At 60.2% G+C, this 24,300-nt stretch carries 20 protein-coding genes; 7 read left to right on the top strand and 13 right to left on the bottom strand.

The features are described 5' to 3' along the window. Window positions 1-14: 14 nt before the first annotated feature. Window positions 15-1,682 carry a lysine--tRNA ligase gene (locus Q0072_RS05575; RefSeq protein ID WP_298326930.1) on the bottom strand — a complete coding sequence of 556 codons (1,668 nt, stop codon included), beginning with the start codon at window positions 1,680-1,682 and terminating at the stop codon, window positions 15-17. Window positions 1,683-1,898: 216 nt separating this feature from the next. Here Q0072_RS05575 and Q0072_RS05570 point away from each other — a divergent pair, with 216 nt between their 5' ends. The 3 genes from Q0072_RS05570 to Q0072_RS05560 all read left to right on the top strand — a co-directional run bounded on the left by Q0072_RS05570 (window position 1,899) and on the right by Q0072_RS05560 (window position 5,720). After that, window positions 1,899-3,284, top strand: coding sequence for a hypothetical protein (locus Q0072_RS05570; protein WP_298326928.1), 1,386 nt, complete (start codon window positions 1,899-1,901; stop codon window positions 3,282-3,284). Between the two features lie 159 nt (window positions 3,285-3,443). Next, on the top strand, window positions 3,444-3,866 hold the full coding sequence (locus Q0072_RS05565) for a MerR family DNA-binding transcriptional regulator (protein ID WP_298326926.1): 423 nt from the start codon (window positions 3,444-3,446) through the stop codon (window positions 3,864-3,866). 69 nt (window positions 3,867-3,935) lie between these two features. After that, window positions 3,936-5,720 carry an acyl-CoA dehydrogenase C-terminal domain-containing protein gene (locus tag Q0072_RS05560; RefSeq protein WP_298326923.1) on the top strand — a complete coding sequence of 595 codons (1,785 nt, stop codon included), beginning with the start codon at window positions 3,936-3,938 and terminating at the stop codon, window positions 5,718-5,720. Between the two features lie 134 nt (window positions 5,721-5,854). On the opposite strand, the gene Q0072_RS05555 is transcribed toward Q0072_RS05560, so the two are convergent. Next, the gene (locus tag Q0072_RS05555; protein WP_290792871.1) at window positions 5,855-6,337 is read right to left on the bottom strand and encodes a peroxiredoxin; all 483 of its coding nucleotides are present in this window, start codon (window positions 6,335-6,337) and stop codon (window positions 5,855-5,857) included. Window positions 6,338-6,542: 205 nt separating this feature from the next. Between Q0072_RS05555 and Q0072_RS05550 the strand changes: the two genes are divergently transcribed. Together Q0072_RS05550 and Q0072_RS05545 are read left to right on the top strand one after the other, a co-directional pair. After that, window positions 6,543-7,097 carry a YqgE/AlgH family protein gene (locus Q0072_RS05550; protein ID WP_298326914.1) on the top strand — a complete coding sequence of 185 codons (555 nt, stop codon included), beginning with the start codon at window positions 6,543-6,545 and terminating at the stop codon, window positions 7,095-7,097. Window positions 7,098-7,187: 90 nt separating this feature from the next. Then, entirely contained in the window at window positions 7,188-8,351 is a 1,164-nt protein-coding gene (locus Q0072_RS05545; RefSeq protein ID WP_298326911.1) for a glycerophosphodiester phosphodiesterase, read from the top strand. Between the two features lie 108 nt (window positions 8,352-8,459). Here the strand turns inward: Q0072_RS05545 and Q0072_RS05540 are convergent, their stop codons facing one another. The 9 genes from Q0072_RS05540 to coxB all read right to left on the bottom strand — a co-directional run bounded on the left by Q0072_RS05540 (window position 8,460) and on the right by coxB (window position 16,317). Then, complete coding sequence (locus Q0072_RS05540) at window positions 8,460-9,740, bottom strand: pitrilysin family protein (RefSeq protein ID WP_298326908.1); 1,281 nt, start codon at window positions 9,738-9,740, stop codon at window positions 8,460-8,462. Further along, the gene (locus Q0072_RS05535; RefSeq protein ID WP_298326905.1) at window positions 9,737-10,423 is read right to left on the bottom strand and encodes an SURF1 family protein; all 687 of its coding nucleotides are present in this window, start codon (window positions 10,421-10,423) and stop codon (window positions 9,737-9,739) included. The genes Q0072_RS05540 and Q0072_RS05535 overlap by 4 nt, the downstream gene beginning before the upstream one ends. After that, the gene (locus Q0072_RS05530) at window positions 10,420-10,791 is read right to left on the bottom strand and encodes a DUF983 domain-containing protein (protein WP_298326902.1); all 372 of its coding nucleotides are present in this window, start codon (window positions 10,789-10,791) and stop codon (window positions 10,420-10,422) included. Before Q0072_RS05530 ends, Q0072_RS05535 begins: the two co-directional genes overlap by 4 nt. Before the next feature lie 2 nt (window positions 10,792-10,793). Further along, window positions 10,794-11,684, bottom strand: coding sequence for a cytochrome c oxidase subunit 3 (locus Q0072_RS05525; RefSeq protein WP_298326899.1), 891 nt, complete (start codon window positions 11,682-11,684; stop codon window positions 10,794-10,796). Window positions 11,685-11,867: 183 nt separating this feature from the next. Beyond that, complete coding sequence (locus Q0072_RS05520; RefSeq protein WP_298326897.1) at window positions 11,868-12,404, bottom strand: cytochrome c oxidase assembly protein; 537 nt, start codon at window positions 12,402-12,404, stop codon at window positions 11,868-11,870. Then, window positions 12,401-12,574 (bottom strand): hypothetical protein, encoded by a 174-nt coding sequence (locus Q0072_RS05515; protein WP_172961264.1) that lies wholly within the window; start codon window positions 12,572-12,574, stop codon window positions 12,401-12,403. The genes Q0072_RS05520 and Q0072_RS05515 overlap by 4 nt, the downstream gene beginning before the upstream one ends. Before the next feature lie 4 nt (window positions 12,575-12,578). Then, on the bottom strand, window positions 12,579-13,568 hold the full coding sequence (cyoE, locus tag Q0072_RS05510) for a heme o synthase (protein WP_298326891.1): 990 nt from the start codon (window positions 13,566-13,568) through the stop codon (window positions 12,579-12,581). A gap of 101 nt (window positions 13,569-13,669) precedes the next feature. Beyond that, the gene (ctaD, locus tag Q0072_RS05505; RefSeq protein WP_298326887.1) at window positions 13,670-15,352 is read right to left on the bottom strand and encodes a cytochrome c oxidase subunit I; all 1,683 of its coding nucleotides are present in this window, start codon (window positions 15,350-15,352) and stop codon (window positions 13,670-13,672) included. A 23-nt stretch (window positions 15,353-15,375) separates the two neighbouring features. After that, window positions 15,376-16,317 (bottom strand): cytochrome c oxidase subunit II, encoded by a 942-nt coding sequence (gene coxB, locus Q0072_RS05500; protein ID WP_298326884.1) that lies wholly within the window; start codon window positions 16,315-16,317, stop codon window positions 15,376-15,378. Between the two features lie 402 nt (window positions 16,318-16,719). Between coxB and tldD the strand changes: the two genes are divergently transcribed. Both tldD and Q0072_RS05490 read left to right on the top strand, forming a co-directional pair. Continuing rightward, on the top strand, window positions 16,720-18,165 hold the full coding sequence (tldD, locus tag Q0072_RS05495) for a metalloprotease TldD (protein WP_298326881.1): 1,446 nt from the start codon (window positions 16,720-16,722) through the stop codon (window positions 18,163-18,165). A 156-nt stretch (window positions 18,166-18,321) separates the two neighbouring features. Further along, entirely contained in the window at window positions 18,322-20,295 is a 1,974-nt protein-coding gene (locus Q0072_RS05490) for a hypothetical protein (protein ID WP_298326880.1), read from the top strand. A gap of 216 nt (window positions 20,296-20,511) precedes the next feature. Here Q0072_RS05490 and Q0072_RS05485 read toward each other — a convergent pair whose 3' ends face one another. Together Q0072_RS05485 and Q0072_RS05480 are read right to left on the bottom strand one after the other, a co-directional pair. Continuing rightward, window positions 20,512-22,398, bottom strand: a complete 1,887-nt coding sequence (locus tag Q0072_RS05485; protein ID WP_298326877.1) for an oligopeptide:H+ symporter — start codon at window positions 22,396-22,398, stop codon at window positions 20,512-20,514. 139 nt (window positions 22,399-22,537) lie between these two features. Continuing rightward, window positions 22,538-23,911, bottom strand: a complete 1,374-nt coding sequence (locus Q0072_RS05480; protein WP_298326875.1) for a glutamate--cysteine ligase — start codon at window positions 23,909-23,911, stop codon at window positions 22,538-22,540. Window positions 23,912-24,300: the final 389 nt, after the last annotated feature.

The raw sequence follows: 24,300 nt of genomic DNA, 5'->3' as shown, positions 1-24,300 counted from the left end.
GAAGAGGCTGTCTTTTATACCAGTTCGCCCCTGATGCCCTGATCGAGCAGGTCCAGCGTGCGGGCGATACCGAAAATGGCGACAAACGAGCCGAAGCGCGGGCCCTGAGATTGCCCCAGCAGCACCTCATAGAGCGCCTGAAACCACGCGCGTAAGGGCTCGAATTCATGCGCCTTTCCAACTTCGAAGACGATGTTCTGGATCGCCTCGGCATCGCGCGTTTCGGGATCGAGCGCCGCCAGACGGTCACGCAGGTCAATCAGCGCCGCCTTTTCCTTGTCGTCGGGCAGACGGAAGGTCTTGGACGGCTTGACGAAATCCTCGAAATAGTTGAGCGCATAGCCGGCCAGACGGTCGAGCACCGGCTCCGTTTCCGGCGTCGCCCCCGGAATATAGGCGCGCAGGAAGCCCCACAGCGTCTCCTTGTCCGAGGCATTGGCCGCCGAAACGAGGTTGAGCATCAGACCAAAGGTCACCGGTGGCGACTTCGTGCCCGTTTTGCCGCGCAGAACGAACCAGACGGGGTTTTCGATCTGCTTGGCCTCTTCCTGCTTCGGGAAGGCATCGAGCTGCTGGAAGAATTCGTCCGTGGCGCGCGGAATGACATCGAAATAGAGCTTCTTGGCCGATTTCGGCGACTGGAACATGTAATAGGCCAGCGATTCCGGCGCGCCATAGCGCAGCCAGTCTTCCATGGTCAGGCCGTTGCCCTTTGACTTCGATATCTTCTGGCCCTGCTCATCGAGGAAGAGTTCGTAGTTGAAACCTTCCGGCGGCGTACCGCCCAGCACCTTGCACACCTGTGACGACACCTTGACCGAGTCGATCAGGTCCTTACCGGCCATTTCGTAATCGACGCCCAAAGCCGCCCAACGCATGGCCCAGTCGGGCTTCCACTGCATCTTGACGTGGCCGCCCGTAACCGGCACCTCGAACTTTTCGCCGTTTTCCTCAAAGACGATCGTGCCCTTGGACACGTTGCGCTCAAGAGTCGGCACCTGAAGCACATGACCGGTGACGGGCGAAATCGGCAGAAACGGCGAATAGGTGGCGCGACGATCCGGCCCCAGGGTCGGCAGCATGATCTTCTGAATGTCGTCGAAGCGCTCCAGCGCCGTCAGAAGCGTGGCGTCAAACTCACCCGACTTGTAGGCATCCGAGGCCGACTTGAACTCGTAATCAAAGCCGAAGGAGTCGAGAAAGGCCCGCAGACGCGCATTGTTGTGCGCGCCGAACGAGTCGTGCGTCCCGAACGGGTCGCGCACCACGGTCAGCGGCTTATACAGGTCTTCGCGCAGGATATCCGGATTGGGGATGCCTTCCGGCACCTTGCGCAGGCCGTCCATATCGTCCGAAAACGAGATCAGGCGCGACGCCCAGTGCCCGCCGGTCAGGGCCGTAAAGGCCTGACGCACCATGGTGGTGCGCGCCACTTCGCCGAAGGTGCCGATGTGCGGCAGACCCGACGGCCCGTAGCCGGTTTCAAAAATCACCGGAAGGTTCAGGGCCTCAAAAGTTTTGAGCGCCTCATCGGCCTTGCCCGCCGTGATCAGTTCCTGCGCCCGTTTTTGCTCCGTCTGATCCTTCAGACGCACTTTCAGCACGCGCGCAATCAGGGCGCGGGCTTGCTCGAAGGGCCAGGCACGGCCCTGTTGCGCGAGGAGGGGCAGTTCGGAAGACACGTGGGAAAACACCTTTCGGGGCAAACAAAAACAGAGCTGTGGCTTTAAAGCGCACGATGGCAGCCGTCAAATGAAACCCGTGGAATACCGGATACCCAGCTCATGCTCAGTATTGCAAAGTTGACATAATTCACGTTTAAGATGCGTATCAGTCCATTGGGGGGAGTCATCATGCTACCTGTTCAACCATCTGCCAAACGTCTTACCGGATTTCGCTTGGGTGTTGTTCTGACGCCGTTTCTCATCGCTGCCCTTGCCGCCTGTGGCGGTGGTGGTGGTGGTGGTGGCGGTTCTTCCGGCGGCGGGACCGGGTCTTCGTCGTCCTCTTCGGCGACACCGACGGCCTATGTCGGTGGTAGCGAATTCAGCGTCAACACAACAGTCGATAACGACCAGACCTATCCGGCCGCGACCACACTCAACAATGGCAATGTCGTTGTGGTCTGGAACACCAGTCTGGGTGTGATTGGGGCCACCGCCTTGTCAGAGGTGCGCGCTCAGATCTTCACTCCCGCAGGCGCAAAGGTGGGCAGCGAAATCATCGTGTCCAGCGGCACCCCCAGCAGTGCCAGTTCACACCGACACGTCCTGCCGGCGGTTCTGGCAACGAGCGATGGGGGCTTCGCCGTCGCCTACATATCAAACGGCCATAATGGCAACACCACCGACACACGGATTACTCAGGGGCCGATCGTGGTGCGCGCCTTCAAGGCTGACGGGACACCGGATGGTGATGCCGCTATTCCGCCCCTGACCACCACTTTGCCCGAAGTAGGCTTAACCGGAAGCGCGGGTTATGCGTTTTCGCTGGACATGAAATCTCTGAGCGACGGGCGCATTGTCGTTACCTGGACGGAATGGGGAACCTCTCCGTACAACGACGGCAATAACATGGCCGTGCGGATGCAGCTTTTTAAAGCCGACGGTGACGAACTGATCCCGGCCAGCATTGTCAACACCCAGACTGTCGGGCAGCAGTCCTACAGCTCGGTAGCAGCCCTGAGCGGCGGCGGCTTCGTCATTATCTGGACAGATTATAACGGCTCAAACAGCACGACCCAGGTCGCCAAGCTCAAGGGCCAGAGGTACGACGCGAACGGTGCAAAGCTCGGCACGGAATTCCTTGTCCGCGACACGACTCTCGCCCAGTCGGTAGGGTCGATCGCGCCCCTGCCGAACAATCAGTTTGTCGTCGTATGGTCCGAAGGATCGCGCACCAGCACGGACGATGACGTCTGGGGGCAAATCTTCAACGGTGATGCCACGCTTTCCGGGGCGCCTTTTGCTCTGGCCACAACCACAACCAACCGACAGGTGCAGCCCAAGGTTATAGCTCTGGCGAACGGCCATTTCTTCGCTTTCTGGGGAGACAATTCCAACCTGTTGGGCGACACTGATCCCTACGCCCTCACCGGTCAGGCGTTCACATCGAACGGTACCAAGTTTGGTTCGCAACTGCTCTTGAATGTCACCACAGCCGGTAGTCAGGCCCAACCGGTTGCCACGGCTCTCAAAACAGAGGGGTTCTTTATGGCGTGGACCGACGCCGCCGGGGACGTCAATGGCGCAGGTGTAAAGGCCCGTGTGTTCAAGCTGAACTAAAGCTCTCATTATCGTCACCATAAAGGCCCCGGCTCCACCGCGAACCGGGGCCTTTTCGCATGGCACGAAGATGTGAAAAGCGCCCTCTTGACGTTTGGGGCAAGTTAGATGTACGTTTACGTAAACGTCAATTATAACGACCTTATACAGGGGGTCACCATGGACATGCGTACCTACACCATTCGCCAGCTTTCCAAGGAGTTCGGCGTCACCGCCCGCGCCTTGCGCTTTTATGAGGACAAGGGCCTCATCAGCCCGGAACGCAAAGGCCAGACGCGCATCTATTCAGCGCGCGACCGGGCGCGACTGAAGATCATCCTGCGCGGCAAGCGCATGGGCTTTTCGCTGATCGAAATCCACGAAGTGCTCGATCTGTATAACCGCGAAGACCGCGGCGTGAAGCAGATGCGCGCCACCGTGGCCAAATACCACGATCAGATCGAAAACCTGAAGCGCCAGCGCGAAGACATCGATCAGGCCATCAAGGACATGGTCGAAGGCTGCGCGTGGATGGAAGGCGAGATCGCCAAGCACGAAGCGGCGCAGGTCACTCACGCCGAAGACGACCGAAAAAGCGCCTGATAATCAACGCGCTGACGCCGATATTTAAGACACCCGAATACGCTTATCATAACGCCAAGGAGCACCTCCATGCCGTATAAGGCCCCCGTGCGCGACTATCAGTTCCTGCTCAACGACGTGCTGAACATTGCCCAGTATTCAAACCTGAAAGGGTTTCAGGACGCCTCCCCCGACGTCGTTCAGGCCATTCTGGAAGAAGGCGCAAAGTTCACCGAAGAGGTGGTCGCGCCGCTGAACGCACCGGGCGACAAGGAGGGCTGCGTCCTGCATGCGGACCACAGCGTCACCGCGCCGAAGGGGTATAAGGAAGCCTATCTCCAGATGGTCGAGGCCGGATGGCCCGCCTTGGGTGGCGATCCCGAATACGGCGGTCAGGGCCTGCCGCACGTCGTGGCCACGGCCTATTCAGAAATGCTCACCGGCGCGTCCTCTGCGTTTGCCATGTATCCTGGCCTGACCGATGGCGCGGTGGCCGCGCTCAGTGTCGGCGGCACGGACGAATTGAAGGCCCTGTACCTGCCCAAGCTGATTGCCGGGGAATGGTCGGGAACGATGAACCTGACCGAGCCACATTGCGGTACGGACCTCGGCCTGCTACGCAGCAAGGCGGTGCCCGACAGCGACGGCACCTATAAGATTTCCGGTCAGAAGATCTGGATTTCAGCGGGTGAGCACGACTTTACGGGCAATATCTGTCACCTCGTTCTGGCACGCATCGAAGGGGCCCCGGCGGGCGTCAAGGGTATCTCGCTGTTCCTCGTGCCCAAATTCATCCCGGATGCGAACGGAAATCCGGGCGAACGCAACAGCCTCCACTGCGCCGGTCTTGAGCACAAGATGGGCATTCACGGCAATTCCACCTGCGTCATGATCTATGAGGACGCCAAGGGCTGGCTGCTCGGCAATGCCCACGAAGGGCTGAAGATCATGTTCTACATGATGAACAATGCCCGCCTCGGCGTCGGTCTTCAGGGCCTCGCCATCGGTCACGCCAGCCACGTTGCCGCCGTCGAATTCGCCAAGGACCGCCTGCAAGGGCGCGCCCTCACCGGCCCCAAATCGCCGGATAAGCCCGCCGACTCCATCCTTGTCCACCCCGATGTGCGCCGTATGCTGCTCGAAAGCCGCGCCCTGCTCGAAGGCGGCCGTGGCTTCCTCACCTGGGTCGCGCTTCAGGCCGATCTGGCCAAATATGCCGAAGACGAGGCGACGCGCGAAAAGGCCAACGATTTCCTCAGCCTGCTGACGCCGGTTGTGAAGGCCTATCTGACCGAAAAGGGTCTCAAGGTCACGCAGGATTCGATGCAGGTGCACGGCGGTTCGGGCTTCACCGAACACTTCCCGGCCTCGCAATACATGCGCGATATCCGCATCACCCTGATCTACGAAGGCACCAATGGCGTGCAGGCGCTTGACCTCGTCGGTCGCAAGCTGCCATCCAAGGGCGGTCGCGCTGTGATGGCCTATTTCGCCGAAATCGACGCCTATGTCGCCGAACACGAAGCCGGCAGCGCCGCGACCTTCGTCAAGGGCCTGAAAGACACCAAGGCGCGCCTGATGGACGGCACCCTGTGGCTGATGCAAAACGGCATGGGCAATCCGGACGCCGCCGCCGCGGGGTCGCTCGACTATCTGTGCCTGTTCGGTCTGACCGCGCTGGCCTATAGCTGGGCCCAGCAGGCCGCCGCCGCTCAGGCCTCCATCGACGCGGGCTCGACCGATCCCTTCTATGCGGACAAGCTCAAGGTCGGGCGCGTCTTCCTTGAGCGCATCCTGCCCGAAGCCGAGGCACATCTGCAAAAGATGAAGGCTGGATCGGAAGCCCTGTTCGCACTGGAAGATGAACGTTTCTAAGACGCGGGGTCGCAGACCCCGCACCCAATGACTTAACTCAAAAGTAAAGGCCGGAGTTTTACGCTCCGGCCTTTCAGCTTGTTCCCGGTTAGGGGGTGCGGGGTCTGCGACCCCGCGTCTCTTTTCTCTGATGTTTAGAGCTGTTCTAGCACATAGTCCGCCGACGAGACCTTGAACTCGCCCGGCGCTTCGACGAACAGCTTTTCGACCACGCCGTCATTGACGATCATGGCGTAGCGTTGCGAGCGCTTGCCCATGCCGAAGCCTTCGGCGTCGAGGACCAGACCGACCTTTTCGGCGAACTCACCATTGCCGTCGCCCAGCATCAGCACTTCGTCGGCAATGCCCTGATCCTTGGCCCAGGCTTTCATCACGAATCCATCATTGACGCTGGTACAGGCCACCACATCGATATTCTTGAATTTGAAGGCCTTGGCCTGATCGCGGAAGCCCGGCAGGTGGCGCGCCGAGCAGGTCGGGGTGAAGGCCCCCGGCACGGCAAACAGCACGGCGCGTTTACCGGCGAACACTTCGGAGGTGGTCAGCGGCTTCAGGCCGTCTTCAGCCGGGGAAGAGAATTTCACTTCAGGCAGCTTGTCACCGGGTTGAATCGTCATGGGTAAATCTCCGTTGAATGGCCCGCCGCTTATAGGCCCGTCCCAGACCATAGACCAGAGCGCCCGGACGGTCTTTATAAGGTTTTTTCTTGCCAGAGACGGCTTCCATGCCCATCTTTGCGTCATGCGCAAAACCGGCCCTGTCTCGTCAGACCCAGCAGCTTCCGTTGAGGCCACATCCCTTCAAGGGCGACTGCTGGTGGCCATGCCGAGCCTAGACGATCCCAATTTCGACCACAGCGTCATCTATATGTGTCAGCACGACGCGGAGTCGGCGATGGGGATTGTCCTGACGCAGCCCATAGGCGGCCTGACCTTCCCGCGCATGATGGAAGAACTGGGCATCGACATCACCGACAACCGCCACGTCACTACCCCCATCTATAATGGCGGCCCGGTGCAGAACGAGCGCGGCTTTGTCCTGCACAGCCTCGACTACTTTATTGATGAGGTGACCCTGCCGCTCGATATCGACCCGGAAGCGCTGGAACTGCGCGACGGCATCGGTCTGACCGTTTCGCGCGACATTCTGGTCGATCTGGCGCGCGGAGCGGGTCCCTCACGGGTCCTGATCGCGCTCGGCTATGCCGGATGGGGTCCGGGGCAGTTAGAAGCCGAAATTCGTGACAATGCCTGGCTGGTCGCCCCGTGTCAGGCCGATCTGCTGTTTTCACACGATGCCGCAGGTTTATGGAACAGGGCGCTCAAAAGTCTCGGCATTTTACCGGAACACCTCAGCCACAATGCCGGGCGGGCCTGACGACACCCAACGCTTTCAGGAGCCAGACTTTCACAGGCCTGTCATCGACACACTCTATGGACATCTTCACCCTTTCCGGATGAGTGTGCCATGCCCCTGCCCGTCGATACTGCCCGCCGCCGTTTCACCTTCGGAGCCATTGCCGGCACCGCGGCCGTTCTGGGCGGCGCCATCGGGCTTAGGCCCTCTCTGGCCGCCACCAAGCCGACGGAGCACAAGATGCCCCTGATCATCGCGCACCGCGGCGCCAGCGGCTATCGCCCCGAACACACGCTCGAAGCCTATAATCTGGCCATCCATATGGGGGCCGACTATATCGAACCCGACGTGGTGGCGACCAAGGACGGCGTGCTGATCTGCCGTCACGAACCGATGCTGTCCGGCACGACCGATGTGGCGCAACGCCCGGAATTTGCAGCCCTCAAGCGGACCCTTACCGTGGACGGGATGAGCATCACCGACTTCTTCGCCAGCGACTTTACCCTCGCCGAGATCAAGACCCTGCGCGCCCGTCAGGCCTTTGCCGATCGGGACCAGAGCTATAATGGCCGTTTTGAGGTGCCGACGCTGGAAGAGGTGATCGGTCTGGTGAGAAATCACTTCAAGACGACGGGCAAGAGCGTGGGTTTATATATCGAAACCAAGCATCCGACCCTGCACCGCGCCGCCGGTCTGCCGCTGGAGGAACGCCTGATCGAGGCCCTGAGCCAAGGCGATATGAACAAGGCCGACTCCGCCGTCTTCCTGCAATCCTTCGAAGCCGACAGCCTGAAGCGCCTGAAGGCCCTGTCGCCCCTGCCGCGCGTGCAACTGGTCGATGGCGGGGATGTCGATTTCGCCACGGGTGACGTCGGCGCGTCGGTGCCCTTTGACTGGGCCGCCGCCGGGCGTAAGGGCGTCTATGCCGACATGCTGACGCCCGAAGGTCTGGCCGAGGTGCGTACCTATGCTGATGTTATTGCGCCGTGGAAGCGTTACCTGCTGAAGGCCGTGGCCACGGGCCCGGTGACAGAAAAGACCAGCGAGGCCGACTGCCGCATCGTTGAAAACCGCGCGCTGATCGACGCTGCGCACAAGGCGGGGCTGAAGGTTCACACCTGGACCCTGCGCAATGACCGCCTGCCCGCCGCCTATAAGGGCGATGCGCAGGCTGAGTTCAAACACCTGTTCGCCATGGGCATCGACGGCCTGTTTACCGACTTCGCCGATACGGGCGTCGCAGCACGCAAGGGGTTTTTGGATCATTATGATTAATGATCCAGATTTTTTTGTTTAGCCCCTCGCCGGGCGGTGGCTCCGTCACCTTGGCCGCCGCCTCAATGGCGGCTTGAGCGGAATGATCATAGAAATCATTCCGCTGGGTTAAGCCAAAACGGCCTCTAAGCGCTTCTGCGGATCACTTTTCAATGCTGGCCCCAGAATGGCCGTCGCCACGCCCGCTTGCAGCGTGCGTTCGCCGACGCGGCGCAGATCGTTGAGCGTCACCGCCTCTAGCCGCGCCACCTGCTCGCTGAGCGTAAAGGCACGGTCATAGGTCAGGACCTGCCCACCCAGCGTATTGGCGCGTTGCGCCGCGTTTTCGTCGTTGAGATAGAGCGAGGTGGTGTATTGCGCTTTGGCGCGTTCCAGTTCGGACTCCAGCGGTTTGTCGATCAGGCCGCGCATGACGCTGACGATCAGTTCGCTAAGGTCCGCTGCATCCTTGGGCGCGCAACCGGCATAGATGCCCAGCATCCCCGTATCGCGGAACTGCGTCGTCCAGGCGTCGATAGAATAGGCCAGACCCCGATCTTCACGGGCTTCCTGAAACAGGCGCGACGCCATGCCACCGCCCAGAATTTCGCCGAACAGTTTGAGCGCAAACAGGTCTTCGTCGAAACGGTTGACGCCTTCGAAGGCGAGCGTCAGATGCGTCTGCTCGACCTTGCGCACATGGCGGATGTGGCGCGGCACAAAGCGCGCCGCCGTGTCGGCCTCGCGCGCCGGACGGGCCGGCACGTTCATATGGGCCTCGACGGCCGCCAATACGCCCGCCGCCTCAACACCACCGGACACACACAGCACGATGTCTGCCGGATTATACAGGCCTTCAATATAGGCGCGCAGCGTCTCAGGTCGCGCCGGGGCCAGACTTTGTGGCGTACCGAGAATAGGCCTCGCCAGACTGTGATCGCCGAAGCCGGCCTGTTGCAGCAGGTCGAACACGTGGTCGTCGGGTGTGTCGAAGGCCTCGGAAATCTCCTGCTCGATGACCTTCTTTTCGCGCTCCAGTTCCTCGGCCTCCAGCGCCGGGCGGAACATCAGGTCGCCGACCACCTCGACCGCCAGAGGCAGCAGTTCGGCCATGCCGCGCACCTCAAAACGGGTGTGCTCATAACCGGTTGAGGCGTTGATGGTGCCCCCGCGATGTTCGATGACTTCGGCCAGTTCGCGCGCGCTGCGCCCGCCTGCCCCTTTGAAGACCATATGCTCGCTAAGGTGGGCCCAACCCGACTGATGCGACGCTTCGTAGCGCGCTCCGCCGTGAATGATGGCCGTCAGGGCGAAGGTGTGCAGGCCGGGGATCGGATCGTGGACCACCCGCAGGCCGTTGCTCAGGGTGGCGACTGAGGCGTTACCCACGCCAAGAGGGGTGAAACTCATGATCTGCCTTTACGCATTTCGGCCCTTCGGCGCGAATACAGGAGCGCTATATAGACACCGATCAGCGCCGCCGCCAGCCCATACCAGGTGAGCGCGTATTCCAGATGCCGATTGGACAGGTTGGCGGTCGCATCCACGGGCGTCAGGCCGGGCGCTACGGGCTGGGTCGCCGCTACGAAATAGTCCGGGCGCAGGGTGACGCTCCAGCGCTTCGACAGGTCGGACACCGAGCGCGTGTACCAATCGTCGGCCTTGGGATCGTTGGGCGGTACAAAAGCGTTGGGCGTTTCAAAGCGTCGCAGCCGCCCGGTCAGGGTGGTGGTAGTGACCGCAGCAGCCAGCGGCTTTTGCGCTGTAAAGCCGAGATCGGCGAGGATAACGCCCTGTCCCGTCGGGCAATGGGTCAGGACGTGGAACCCGGCCACGCCATCGGATACGCCGTGCATATAGACAAAATCGCGCGGATCACTGCGGCAATCGAGCGTCACCTGCCGCCAGACGTGATCGCCGGGTTGAGACAGGAGGCCGTCCAGCGCCACTGGGGCAATGGCCCGCGTCCGCGCCAGATCGGCCAGCAATTGCGTCTTCCAGTGCAGGCGCTGCATCTGCCAGGTGCCAAGCCCCAGCAGGATCAGCAGCGCCACACCCACGGCTATGCTCAAACCGACAGGCAGTCGCTTCATTTAAAGCGGTCCTTGTCATTGACGCGGTTTTTGAGCTGCGACGCCACCATCAGCCCCTTAAGCGGCGGCATCAAACCCAGACTGAGGAAAAGCGCCATAGGCAGCCAGATGATCATATGCAGCCACAGGGGCCAGTCATGGCTTAGGGCCGTGATCATAAAGCCAAAACAGACGATGAAGCCGACGATCAGAATGACAAAGACGACGGGACCGTCTCCGGTATCCGCCGCCTGAAAATCAGTATGACATTGACTGCATTCCGGCGCGACCTTGAGAAACCCCTTAAAGAGCCTCCCCTGACCGCATACGGGGCAGCGGCCCCGCGCCGCCGCGAGGAAATTGACCTCGCGGCTATCGGGACCAGCCATGCTTAGGCTCCGAAGATGACGTAGATGAAGGCGAACAGGAACAGCCACACCACGTCAACGAAGTGCCAGTACCAGGCCGCCGCTTCGAAGCCGAAGTGCTTTTGCGGCGTGAAGCCGCCGCGCATCAGGCGAATCAGGCAGATCAGCAGGAAGATGGTGCCGATCAGGACGTGGAAGCCGTGGAACCCCGTGGCCATGAAGAAGGCCGAGCCGTAAAGACCGGCATTGGCGGCTTCTTCGTTGAAGAACAGGTGATGGTGGACGATGTGGTAATATTCAAAGGCCTGCACGCTGGTGAAGATGGCCCCCAGAATGACGGTCAGGAACAGGCCCCACTTGGCACCGTTACGATCGCCTTCCTGAAGCGCGTGGTGCGCCCAGGTGACGGTCGTGCCCGACAGGAGCAGGAGAAGCGTGTTGAGCAGCGGCAATTGCCAGGCCGAAACGGCCTCGACGCCCGCCGGCATCCAGCCATTCGGATCGGTGCTGCCCGCCGAGGCCCACGCCGTGCGGACCTCTTCGATGGCCGAGGCCACACCGGCTCGGTGTTCGTGGAACAGGGCCATTTCGAAGAAGACCCAGAACCACGCCACGAAGAACATCACTTCCGAGGCGATGAACATGATCATGCCATAACGCAGGCCGATCTGCACAACCGGCGTATGGTCACCGGCGCGTGATTCTTTGATCACATCGGCCCACCAGCCCCACATGACGTAAAGTACGCCCAGCAGGCCACCGGCAAAGACCACCGGGGTCTTTTCGATGCCGAACAACCCCTTCATCCAGATCACCAGACCGATGAACATGACCACGGAGAACAGCGAGCCGAGCAGCGGCCACGGGCTGGGGTTGATAATGTGATAATCGTGTTTGACGGCGTCGTTAGACATAGTCGGCAACTCACCTCGATGCGCCGTGTCCCCCTGTATCGGACACTGACGGTTCCGTTATATGATTAGACCTTGAGTCTTAGGGCAAATCGGCTGTGAACACAATCCGGCCACCCTGTTTTTATGGGGCTGTGGCCCCGTAGCAAACAAACTCAAATACGCTTTACAAGACATTGAAACACTTTACTTTTTAGCAACCTGAGACGGAAAGAAGGTATAGGACAGGGTCACGTCCTTGGTGTTCTTTGCGTCAATGTCTTCCAGCATCTTCGGATCGACATAATAGACGACGGGGAAGGTGCGCTCCTCACCCGGCTGTAAGGTCTGATCCGTAAAGCAGAAGCACTGCAATTTCATGAAGTAGCCGCCCATGGCTTCGGGCAGCACATTGTAGCTGGCGCGACCGGTGAGCGGGACTTTGGAGTCATTGCGCACGGTGAAATAGATCATGTTCGTCTTGCCAAGCAGCGTGTTCTGCACCGGGTGCTCGACCTTGAAGCTCCACGGGATGTTGTTGGCATTGGTGTCGAAATAGACGCGAATCTTGCGGTCCAGAACCACCGAAGATTCGGCCTCCGCGCGCTGCGTCGTGCCATCAAAGCCCGTCACCTGACAAAACAGGCGATAGAGGGGCACGGAGGCATAGGCCAGACCGAACATACCCAACAGACCGGCCAGACACCACGCGGCAACCTTGTGATTGCGGCTCAGTTTTTTCATCCGCCGTGCGCCGCCTGTACGCCTTGTGTCATACGGATGATCGAAACCAGAAACACCAGCACCACAAAGGCCAGGAGGCCCAGCCCGATGGCGATATTGCGGCGCTTCTGGGCGGCCAGATAGGCCTTCTTGTCATCTTCGGGGGTGGTCAGAACGTCCTTGTCAACCATTGGCTCAGGCTCCCATGAAGGCGTGATGGATCAACAGGGCGGCGAAAAGCGCCGTCAGGTAGAGGATGGAAAAGGCAAACAGGTTGCGCGCGGCCAGCGCTTCCTTCTTGACGTCGTAGAGCGAATTTTCGCCGCCTTCGGGGTGGTCACCCGCCCGCGACAGGAACAGACGCACGGCCAGAAAGATAAAGAAGCCACCGCCCAGAACCGACACGACGGCATAGATCATGCCGCCCATGCTGAAGGCGATGGGCAGGCAGGCGACAGGCGCCATGATCAGGCTGTAGATCAGGATTTGCAGGCGGGTCGATTTGGCGCCTTTGGCCACCGGCATCATCGGGATACCGGCCTTGGCATAGTCTTCGGCGGTATAGAGGGCCAGCGCCCAGCTATGGGGCGGCGTCCACAGGAAGATGATGGCGAACAGAACCCACGCCTCAAGCGGCGCGTGACCCGTGGCGGCGGCCCAGCCGATCACCGGCGGAAAGGCCCCGGCTGCACCTCCGATGACGATATTCTGCGGCGTCCGGCGTTTCAAAACAATCGTATAAAAAACAACGTAGTAAAGAATAGTCAGGGCCAGAAGACCGGCGGCCACCACATTGATGGCCAGCCACATCATGGCTACTGACAGGAAGGCCAGTACCCCACCAAAAGCCATGGCGTCGGACTTGCTGACGCGGCCTGACGCCACGGGACGCCCGCGGGTGCGGCGCATCAGGGCATCGGTTTCGCCTTCAATGGCCATGTTCAGCGCCCCCGCCGCCCCGGCGCCCAGCGCAATACACAGGACGGCGATAAAGGCCAGAAACGGGTCTATCTTTTGCGGCGCGACAATCAGCCCCGTCAGGCCGGTGAACACCACCAGCGACATGACGCGTGGTTTCAGCAACTGAAAATAGTCCGCCGGTAAGCCGCGCAGAGCCTTCTCCCCATAGGCAGGATGGCTCGGTTCGGGCGTCGGCGTTTCGGTTGTCACAGGCTTAGGGGTCACGGGCTCAGGGGTCACTGTGGGTACTCGTAAAATAAAGGGGATGACGACCTCCGGCCCTCATCCCCCCGCACGTAAGCCTACCGCCCATTCGGGCGAAGCACTTAGTGATGGCCGTCTTCGTCCTTGATCACCGGCAGTTCGGAGAACTGGTGATAGGGCGGCGGAGACGACAGGGTCCATTCGAGCGTGGTCGCACCCTCGCCCCACGGATTGGCCTCGGCCTTACGGCGACGGATGACCGATTCGAGGATCATGATCAGGAAGACCACAACGCCAATGGCGGTGATGACATAACCGATGGTCGAAATCTTGTTCCAGTAGGCGAAGCCTTCCGGATAATCGACGTAACGGCGCGGCATACCCTGAAGGCCCAGGAAGTGCTGCGGGAAGAAGATGACATTCACGCCGACGAACATCAGCCAGAAGTGAATCTGACCCAGAAGCTCGTTGTACTTGATGCCGAACATCTTCTCGTACCAGTAGTAGAAGCCGCAGAAGATGGCGAACACCGCCCCCAGCGACAGCACATAGTGGAAGTGCGCCACGACGTAGTAGGTGTCGTGCAGGCTGTAGTCGATACCGGCGTTAGACAGAACGACGCCCGTAACGCCACCGACGGTGAACAGGAAGATGAAGCCGATGGCCCACAGCATGGGCACCTTGAAGTCCAGCGAGCCGCCCCACATGGTTGCAATCCACGAGAAGATTTTCACGCCTGTCGGAACGGCGATGACCATGGTCGCCATCACGAAGTAGGCGCGCAGGTTGAAGCCCATGCCGACCGTGTACATGTGGTGGGCCCACACGATAAAGCCGACGAAGCCGATGGCCACCATGGCGTAGGCCATGGCGAGATAGCCGAAGACGGGCTTTTTCGAGAAGGTCGAAACCACGTGGCTGATGATACCGAAGCCCGGCAGGATGAGGATGTACACTTCCGGGTGGCCGAAGAACCAGAACAGGTGCTGATACATGACCGGATCGCCACCGCCCGCCGGATCGAAGAAGGCGGTGCCGAAGTTACGGTCGGTCAGCAGCATGGTGATGGCACCGGCGAAGACCGGAAGCGACAGCAGCAGCAGGAAGGCCGTGACCAGCACCGACCACGCAAACAGCGGCATACGGTGCAGCGTCATGCCCGGCGCGCGCATGTTGAAGATGGTGGTGATGAAGTTGATCGCCCCCAGGATCGACGACGCACCCGACAGGTGGAAAGAGAAGATGATCAGGTCGAAGGCCGCACCGGGGCTGCCCTTATTGGCCGACATCGGCGGATACATGGTCCAGCCGCCGCCAAAGCCGTGCTCCGACGCGCCACCTGGTCCGCCCGGCACGAAGATCGACACCATCAGCAGGATGAAGGAGGCGACCAGCAGCCAGAAGGAGATGTTGTTGAGGCGCGGGAAGGCCATGTCCGGTGCACCGATCATGATCGGCACAAACCAGTTGCCGAAGCCGCCGATCATGGCCGGCATGACCATGAAGAAGATCATCAGAACGGCGTGGGCGGTCACGACCGAGTTATAGCCGTGCTTGCCTTCGAAGACATTGAGCTGATCAAGCAGCGAACCCTGCACGAAGACCTGAAGGCCGGGCTCATAAAGCTCCCAGCGGATCAGGCCCGACAGCGCGCCGCCCAGAAGACCGGCGAAGATAGCGAAGATCAGGTAGAGCGTGCCGATGTCCTTATGGTTGGTGGACAGGAACCAGCGCGCGAAGAAGCCGGGTTTGTGGTCGTGATCATCGTGATGATGATCGTGAACGACAGAAGCATTCGATGCCATGACGAGCGTCTCTCTTACCTGAATTATTGAACGGCGGGAGCCGCGGCCGAGGCCGCTGCGTCCGCTTCTGCCGGGGCGGCGGCCGAAGCCGTCGCCGATGCGTCTGCCGAAGCGGCAGCGTTGGCCGCCGCCTGCTGGGCTGCCGCTGCGGCCGCCGCTTCTTCGGCGGCGATCATGGCCTTGGTCTTGCCGCCCGCCTTGATGATGTAGGCGTCGAATTCCTTTTCGCTGACCACGCGGATGGCGATCGGCATGTAGGCGTGATCAACACCGCACAGTTCCGAGCACTGACCATAGTAGATGCCGGGCTTTTCGGCCTTGAACCAGGTCGAGTTCAGACGACCCGGAATGGCGTCGGTCTTCAGACCGAAGGCCGGCAGGGCGAAGGAGTGGATAACGTCATAGCCGGTCACCTGCACCTGAACGACCTTGTTGACCGGCACGATCAGCTCATTATCAACCGCTAACAGGAAGGGCTTGGTTTTGCGATCAGACGTCTTCAGTTCCCGCGCTTCAGGCAGCAGGCGCGATTCGACGCCTTCGACCCCCAGTTCCGGATAGTCGTAAGCCCAGTACCACTGATAACCCGTAGCCTTCACCACAACATCCGGGGTCGGCATGTCGTTATATTTACGCAGCAGCGAGAAGGAGAAGAAGGCGATAAAGACAAGGATCAGGACCGGGATAACCGTCCACAAAATCTCGATAGCCGTATTGTGCGAGAAGCTGGCCGGCTTCGGATTTGCGCGCTTGTTGTAGCGCAGCACGATCCAGATCAGCAGCGCCAGCACGAACAGCACGATAACCGTGATGATCGGCAGCAAGATGACGTCGTGGAACCAGATGGCGTCGTGTTTCAGCGGGGCGGCGCCCGGCTGAAGACCGAGCGACTTGTCGGTCGGTTGCCCCAGTTTTTCCTGAGCCCAGACGGCTCCGGCCCCCAATGCTCCTGCAAGGGCAGTCATCACGGCGGCGGTCCCTGCCATCAGCCTTCGGATGCGCATTCCTTCAATCCCTAACTGTGGGTGCCCGGCGCGCCTGCCTTCTCGTGAGCAGGAGTTTCCGCGCAGTCCCGTTTAATCCTCGGTCTTCGGGCGCGACAATGGGTCCCAATGGGACACATGGTCTCACCCCGTTCTTCCCCATTAATGCCATATTTGCAAAATGCAAAGGCCTAAAAGCAAGGCAACACCACTGTCTGCAAAGACAGTTGCGTTCTGGTACGGCTAAGGGGCGAATATGGCTTTTGCACAGGCCACACCTGCGCGCTTTTGTCGCGCCCCGGTATCGTTTGAGGCGCGACCGCGCGAATCTCTGGTCAATCGCTATGCGGCGTCCTACATAGAGGGCTGTGTTTCATTTGGTATGTGCTTATGTCCGCCTCCCCCCTCGCCGTCACCCAGCCCGACTCGCTGCGTGATCTCGACCTTTCTGCCTGTCAGACGATTCTGGAAGACGCCCTGAACGGGGCCGACGATGGGGAAATCTATTTCGAAACACGTGAAAGCGAATCACTGGTCTTTGATGACGGGCGGCTGAAACATTCGACCTATGGCGCCGATCAGGGCTTCGGCCTGCGCGTCGTGGCCGGGGAAACGGTTGGTTTTGCCAATGCCGCCGAACTGTCGGTCGATGCGGTGCGGCGCGCCGCCGCCGCCGCCGTGCTGGCCAAGCAGGGTCAGGCCGTCAGTCTGAGCCTGTCCACGGCCCCGGCGCGCTCCAACAGCCATCATTATGGTGACCACGACCCCATCGGGTCAATGCCGTTCGCCGACAAGATCGCGCTTCTGGAAGCCATTAATGACTATGCCCGCAGCCTGCATTCGGGTGTGGTGCAGGTCTCGGCCTCGGTCGCCGCCGATCAGCGCCACATCACCATCCTGCGGGCCGGAGGTGAGGTCTATCACGACTATCGCCCGCTGGTGCGCCTGTCGGTAGGTGTCTCGGTTGAAAAAGACGGTCACCGCGAAAGCGCTTCGGCGGGTGGCGGCGGACGCATTGCGCTCGACCTGCTCAGCGACCCGACATACTGGCAGGCGCAGGTCGATGAGGCCCTGCGGCAGGCCCTGATCAGCCTTGAGGCCAAACCGGCCCCGACGGGGGAGATGGATATTGTGCTTGGGCCCGGCTGGCCCGGTGTGCTGCTGCATGAGGCGGTGGGCCACGGCCTTGAGGGCGATTTCAACCGCAAGGGCACCTCGGCCTTTTCCGGCAAGATGGGCCAGCAGGTCGCCGCAAAAGGCGTCACCGTGGTCGATGACGGCACGATTGCCGACGCGCGCGGCTCACTCAATATGGATGACGAAGGTACGCCGACCCACGCCACGACGCTGATCGAGGACGGCATTCTGGTCGGTTACATGCACGACCGGCTGTCGGCGCGTCAGATGGGCGTCGCCCCGACCGGCAATGGCCGTCGCCAATCCTATGCCCATCCCCCCCTGCCCCGCATGACCAACACCTTCATGAAGGGCGGTCAGGACAGGCTGTCCGACATGATCGCTTCGACGAAACGCGGCCTTTATGCGGTCAATTTCGGTGGCGGTCAGGTCGATATCACCAATGGCAAGTTCGTCTTTCAATGCACCGAGGCCTATCTGCTCGAAGACGGTCAGGTGACGACCCCGGTCAAGGGCGCGTCGCTGATCGGCGACGGCCCGGCGGTGATGCGTCAGGTCGAAATGATCGGCGATGATTTCAAATTCGATCCCGGTGTTGGCACCTGCGGCAAGGCAGGCCAAAGCCTGCCGGTCGGCATCGGCCAGCCCAGCCTGAAGATCGGCGGCCTGACAGTGGGTGGCACGGCGGCGTAACGGCGGTTCGCAACAGGTATGGTAAAGCCTTGTTATACTTTGTCTATTGGTCACTTTACGCAAGGGTGAACTTGTCATTTGGCGCTTAAGGCGGCATATTGTCCGCGCAGGGCGCAATATCGCGCCGGTTTATCTGCAAACGTGTGATGGGGTCTTATGCGGCTTTTGTGGCTGACATCGGTATGTGCGCTGGCTTTATTGCCGGTTCAGGCCTCTGCGGCGGATACGCTGAGCACGGCCGCCAGCTACACAGCTTCGGACTTTGTGGGCAAGCCGGTGCAGTCGGCCGCCGACGCGCTGAAATACATTCCCAACTTCATCGTCACCGGTTCGGGCGGATCTTCCAATGTGCTGATCGACGGTCAGCGCCCATCGGACACAAATGACGCCCTGACGCGCCTGCCGCTGAACCAGATTGAGCGCATCGAACGCATCGCCGCTGGCAACGGCAATTACGACATGCAGGGCCATAGCGAGTTGATCAACATCGTGCGCAAGTCGATGTCGAAGCCCGTTATTACCATCCATTCGTCGGCCAATATCTATCCGGATGGCAAGATCAAGCCTCAGTTAGGTTATACGTGGCAGAAAAACCAGAATGGCCGCAATCTCGAAGCCGGTCTGAACCTTTATCAGAACCACGACGAAGGCACGGGCCACGGCGATAAATACACCACCTATGCCGACGGCACGACGCGGCATCAGGCGCTCGACTCGAAGGGTCAGAGCGAAGGGGCCGAGGTGCGCGCTGCCTGGGGTGGTCCGGCCAGTGGCGGCCGCCTCGATGTCAATGGGGCCATACGCTATAACCGCTCGGCCTTTGATGCCGTCTATGAAAACGGCGTCACAGAATATGAGCAGCGCCAGAACGCCAACCTGACGCAGGAAGTGTCAGGGCGTTACGAAAAGGCGCTGAACAAAAGGTTCAAGCTGAACCTCAACCTGTGGGGCAAGCGCAACGTCAGCGACAGCCGCACCGACCATCAGAAGCCGGACGAGATTTCAACCTATAGCGAGGACAAGGACACCCGCGAAGGGTCGCTGGCAGCGCAGGCCACCTGGCACTACTCCAAGGCTCTGATGCTTCAGGCCGGAGCCGAGAGTCGCTTTAACCGCTTCGACGCCGAAAGCCTATCCATCGGTTCGTGGGTGGATGAAAATACAAATCCGGAAACCGGTCGCACGCGCGGCGAGGAACAGCGTGGTTCGCTCTACGTCTCAGGCAACTGGCGGCCCAATGAGACGCTCAGCATCGACAGCGGGCTGGCCGTTGAAAGCATGACCTTCCGCCATCGGGGCAGCTATGCGGCTGAGCGCAGCTATGAGTACCCCAAGCCACGCCTCAGCCTGCAATGGAAGCCGGACAAGGTGTTTCAGGTGCGCCTCAGCCGCGCCCGCGAAGTCGGTTACATGGGTTACTGGGATTTTGTGTCGATTGCCGAGTGGCAGTATGAACGCCCCGATCAGTTGCTCTATCCACTCAACCTCGTCCCCTATCGCCAGTGGTCGAACGAATTCAGCGTCGATTACCGTTTCTGGGAAAAAGGTCAGCTGGCGCTGAGCTTTGAGCGCAACGACATCGATGATGCGGTCGAGCGCGTACCGCTCTACACCCAGAAGGGCGGCATAGAGGACATCATCGGCAATGTCGGCGATGGTGCCAATCAGCAGATTTCGACGCGCCTCAGCGTGCCGATAGATGACTATCTCGAAAACGGCATGATCCGGCTGAATGCCACGTGGTACGATTCTGAAATCACCGATCCGATCACGGGGTTGAAACGCCGCATCTCCGGTCAGACGCCGCGCTCCCTGTCGCTGAGCTTCAATCAGGACCGGCCGGGTATGTCGTGGGGCTGGTCGGTGGACAGCGGCTGGGACAATACAAGCTGGCGCGCCAGAGAAATCAGCCAGTCCGAAGGCTCGCCGTGGGTCAGCCTTTATGCGGAGTTCAAGCCGTCGCCCAAGCTGTCGGTACGCACGGAATTGCAGAATCTGGGTGCGCGCACCACGCGCTATGACGTGACGCGCTATGAAGGCCTGCGGTCGGGTAGCGCCCTGTCTTACGAGGAATCGACGCAGCGCGACTCCGAACCGAAGCTCTATCTGCGCATCAGGAACGAGCTTTAAGCTCTTCACATTCAAAACGAAAAACCCCGGCGGTACGCACCGCCGGGGTTTTTCGTGTCAGTCAGTTGGAGCGACCAAAAGGAGCGAGATGGTGTCACCCCGCTCCTGCTTGGCTTAGAGCGCTTGCCGAAAAGTGTGACGCACTTTTCAGATAAAAAAGCGCGTTAAAACAAAAACTTATAGACATTCTCCGGCTCAACTGAGCCGACGAAGGCTCTAGTGACCCGCCTTGGGCGTGTCGTCCACCGTATCCGACGCCCCGTGCGCCCAGCCCTTGAGGACGAAGGACAACAGGAACAGGACACTGCCAAGGATCACACCCGCCCAGCCGATAGTATTGAAGGTCTGGAGCGAAGCCTGAAGCGCGGCAGCCGGATCCAGCACCTGACCACCCACCGTCTCAGTCGAAGCGAGCTTGGCGATAATGGCTGCCAGATACTGCGCCCCTGAGGTGCCAAGGAACCAGATCGCCATCATGGTCGAGATCAGCACCGCCGGCGACAGCTTGGTCTGCTGCGACAGGCCGACCGGCGATACCGACAGTTCGCCCCAGGTGTGGAACATGTAGGTCAGGAACAGACAGAACAGCGGCACGCGGAAGTCAGGCCCGGCCAGAGGCGCGGCCCAGACCAGCACGAAGAAACCAAGCCCGGCCATGACCAGACCGAAGGCAAACTTCTTAACCGGGTCCGGGTCCTTGCCGCGCTTGGCCAGGAAGGTGAAGACACCGGCAAAGATCGGCGCAAAGACCAGAATAAAGAAGGGGTTGAAGCTCTGGGTCTGAGAGGCATTAAAGCCCATGTCGATCCAGAAGGCCCCTTCCGGCACGCCCCCCATGGCTTTGATCTGATCCGGTGTGGCCAGCAGCAGGGCCCCCAGACGCAGCGGCTCGGCGATCAGGTTAAGGTCGGTATTGCGCTCAGCGAAAAGGCTGAGCGAGGAACCCGCCTGCTCAAACAGGGTCCAGAAGACGACCGACGACAGGGTCAGCACCATGGCCAGACCGAGGCGATAGTTTTCCACCTTGCTGAATTTGGTGAACATCTGGGTGAAGACGTAGGCCAGAATACAGACGGTCGAAGCCAGCAGCGCCCAGCCGACGATATCGTTGCGCTGGATCACGAAATAGATCAGCGGCACACCGGCCAGCCCCAGCAGATAGATCAGGTTTTCCTTGGAAATCACCCCGCCGACCTTCTGGCGGATGGCTTCGGGATTGGGCGGTTCGCCCTTGCCGTCCAGCAGCTTCTTGCCAAGCACAAACACCAGAAGACCCACCAGCATCCCGACGCCGGCCAGACCGAACCCGGCCCACCAGCCGACGCGTTCGCCCAGAATGCCGCACAGGATGGTGGCCCAGAACGAGCCCATATTGATGCCGAAATAATAGAGCTGGAAACCCGAATCCCGGCGCGGGTCCTTGTCGCGGTACAACTGCCCCACCAGAGACGAGATGTTCGGCTTAAGGAAGCCAACGCCCATGGCGATCAGGGCAATCGACAGATAGAAGGCGTTTTCGGCCCACGGCGTCGCACTGCGCACGCTTTCGACAAACTGACCCTTCGGCAGAACCGACGGCAGCGGGGCATCCGCCGGCAGGCCCTTGATTTCGCGGCCGCCATCCGGCGTGCCCACGACTTCATAATAGCTGTCACCGACCTTCAGACGCGGCGGCGCATTGCCGGCTTCCACGTCGCGGATGGCGTACTCATAGGTCTTGCCCTGATAGTTCAGTATGGACTGGTTGGGCGTACCTTCCAGCGCCATGCCCGTATGCCCGGCGACCAGCAGCAGCCCCCCGAACACGATCGCCTTACGCGTACCGATATAGCGGTCGGCCACCAGACCGCCGATCAGCGGCAACAGATAGACCAGCGAGGTATAGGAACCGTACTGCGCATTGGCCCGGTCATCCGAGAAGAGGAAGTGACGCGTCAGATAATAGATGAGCAGCGCCCGCATCCCGTAATAGGAGAAACGCTCCCACATCTCGGCGAAGAAACAAACGATCAGGCCGCGCGGATGATGGCGCATCTGGGTGACGACCGGAATGGCCGTCAGCAGGGTGATCAAAATCCCTGCGGCGATAACGATATTGATCATGGAACTTGCCCCGTAAGGCCTGTGCCGGGGCACCATTCGGGCCGCAATCGGACAGCAGACGGTTAATTTGCGGCGATAGGAGCAGCAAATGAACCGGTTGGCAAGCGCACTTCCGTTTCAGGGGAAACGGTATACGGTTTTAATAGGCTTCTTCTGTGTACAATTTACGAAGGTCGCCCGCCCACGGCCCCTGATATTTTTCGATCAGACGCTCGGCCGGGGTGACGCCGCTTTCCGCGATTTCAAACAGTTCGCTGAGATAGCCGGTTTCATCGACCAACCCACCGGACAGGCGCTGGCGGCGCTTTAAGCCCTCACGCGCAATGGTCAGCGTATCGAGCGCCCAGTCCTTCACCGGACGCCCGGCGATGTCGCCCTTCAGGCCGGTTTTGGCCGCCATACCGCGCAGGGTGTCGTGGTCTTCGATGCGCCAGCCCTTGACCAGATCCCAGGCGGCTTCCAGCGCCGTCTGATCATAGAGGAGCCCCGCCCACAGGGCCGGCAGCGCGCAGATGCGGCTCCACGGGCCACCATCGGCGCCGCGCATTTCGAGGTACTTTTTGAGGCGCACTTCGGGGAACAGCGTCGTCAGATGGTCGGCCCAGTCGTCGATCGTTGGGCGTTCCCCCGGCAGGGCGGGCAACTTGCCGTCCATAAAGTCGCGGAAGGACTGCCCCGAGGCGTCGATATAGCCGCCATTGGGCGCGCCTTTGCGCTTGACGAAATACATTGGCACATCAAGGGCGTATTGGGCATATTTTTCATAGCCGAAGCCGTCTTCGAAGACGAAACCGAGCATCCCCGTGCGGTCGGCATCGGTATCGGTCCACACATTGGCACGCGCCGACAAAAAGCCGTTGAGCTTGCCTTCCGTGAAGGGCGAATTGGCAAACAGCGCCGTGGCGATGGGTTGCAGGGCCAGAGAGGTGCGGAATTTCAGCACCATGTCGTCTTCGGACGAAAAATCGAGATTGGCCTGAATGGTGGAGGTGCGCAGCATCATGTCGAGGCCGAGCGTGCCGACCTTCGGCATATAGGCGCGCATGATATTGTAGCGGCCCTTGGGCATGACCGGCGTTTCGGCCCGCGTCCACAGGGGCGAGAAACCGACGCCCAGGAAGCCCAGCCCCAGTTCGGAGGCCACGGCCTTGACTTCTTCTAGGTGCTGACCCGTTTCGCTGCAAATCTCGTGGATGGTCTCCAGCGGCGCGCCCGACAACTCGAACTGCCCGCCGGGTTCCAATGACACCGACGCGCCGTCGCGTTCCAGCGCGATCAGGTGTTCGCCCTCGTAGACGCCGCTCCAGCCAAAGCGCATCAACCCTTTCAGCAGGGCTTCTATACCATCCGGGCCCGCATATTGGGGGCGACGTAAATCACTCAGGTGGAAGACAAACTTCTCGTGCTCGGCTCCGATGCGCCAGCGCTCAGACGGCTTTTCGCCCGACGCAAAATAGTCGGTAAGCTGCGAAAACGATTGAATGGGTTCCGAAATCTTGACCACGCGCCCCATCCCTAAAGTAACAGGCTCAATTGCAATTCACGGGTATATGGGCGTTCGCATCGAACCGCACAAGCGAATTAGACTAAACTAGAGCCATTCGGCGGCTCAACGGAGCCACCGAATGGCTCTAGTTGTTTGTGATGCCTCATGTTTTTCCGAAAAGTGGTATCCACTTTTCGGCATTAGAGCGGAATGATTTTTTACTAGAATCATTGCGCTCAAGCCGCCATTGAGGCGGCGGCCAAGGTGGCCCAGCCACCGCCCGGCGAGGGGCTAAACAAAAATCTAGATCATTATGTTTCTACAAGAAATCATAATGATCTAGGGTTTGTGGGGATTCACAGATGAATCGAATTGTGATTCATACTGTTCATGGACCGCAATATTCTAACCGATGC

Origin of the sequence: Asticcacaulis sp., from assembly GCF_027484505.1 — a bacterium.
Classification (GTDB): Bacteria; Pseudomonadota; Alphaproteobacteria; order Caulobacterales; family Caulobacteraceae; genus Asticcacaulis.
This window is presented reverse-complemented; position numbering and strand designations above follow the sequence as displayed.

Bases quoted from the DNA above. Each gene is read 5' to 3' on its own strand.
- Q0072_RS05565 (WP_298326926.1), top strand. From the start codon at position 3,444: ATGGACATGCGTACCTACACCATTCGCCAGCTTTCCAAGGAGTTCGGC.
- Q0072_RS05560 (WP_298326923.1), top strand. From the start codon at position 3,936: ATGCCGTATAAGGCCCCCGTGCGCGACTATCAGTTCCTGCTCAACGAC.
- Q0072_RS05555 (WP_290792871.1), bottom strand. From the start codon at position 6,337: ATGACGATTCAACCCGGTGACAAGCTGCCTGAAGTGAAATTCTCTTCC.
- Q0072_RS05550 (WP_298326914.1), top strand. From the start codon at position 6,543: ATGCCGAGCCTAGACGATCCCAATTTCGACCACAGCGTCATCTATATG.
- Q0072_RS05545 (WP_298326911.1), top strand. From the start codon at position 7,188: ATGCCCCTGCCCGTCGATACTGCCCGCCGCCGTTTCACCTTCGGAGCC.
- Q0072_RS05540 (WP_298326908.1), bottom strand. From the start codon at position 9,740: ATGAGTTTCACCCCTCTTGGCGTGGGTAACGCCTCAGTCGCCACCCTG.
- Q0072_RS05535 (WP_298326905.1), bottom strand. From the start codon at position 10,423: ATGAAGCGACTGCCTGTCGGTTTGAGCATAGCCGTGGGTGTGGCGCTG.
- Q0072_RS05530 (WP_298326902.1), bottom strand. From the start codon at position 10,791: ATGGCTGGTCCCGATAGCCGCGAGGTCAATTTCCTCGCGGCGGCGCGG.
- Q0072_RS05525 (WP_298326899.1), bottom strand. From the start codon at position 11,684: ATGTCTAACGACGCCGTCAAACACGATTATCACATTATCAACCCCAGC.
- Q0072_RS05520 (WP_298326897.1), bottom strand. From the start codon at position 12,404: ATGAAAAAACTGAGCCGCAATCACAAGGTTGCCGCGTGGTGTCTGGCC.
- Q0072_RS05515 (WP_172961264.1), bottom strand. From the start codon at position 12,574: ATGGTTGACAAGGACGTTCTGACCACCCCCGAAGATGACAAGAAGGCC.
- ctaD (WP_298326887.1), bottom strand. From the start codon at position 15,352: ATGGCATCGAATGCTTCTGTCGTTCACGATCATCATCACGATGATCAC.
- coxB (WP_298326884.1), bottom strand. From the start codon at position 16,317: ATGACTGCCCTTGCAGGAGCATTGGGGGCCGGAGCCGTCTGGGCTCAG.
- Q0072_RS05490 (WP_298326880.1), top strand. From the start codon at position 18,322: ATGCGGCTTTTGTGGCTGACATCGGTATGTGCGCTGGCTTTATTGCCG.
- Q0072_RS05485 (WP_298326877.1), bottom strand. From the start codon at position 22,398: ATGATCAATATCGTTATCGCCGCAGGGATTTTGATCACCCTGCTGACG.
- Q0072_RS05480 (WP_298326875.1), bottom strand. From the start codon at position 23,911: ATGGGGCGCGTGGTCAAGATTTCGGAACCCATTCAATCGTTTTCGCAG.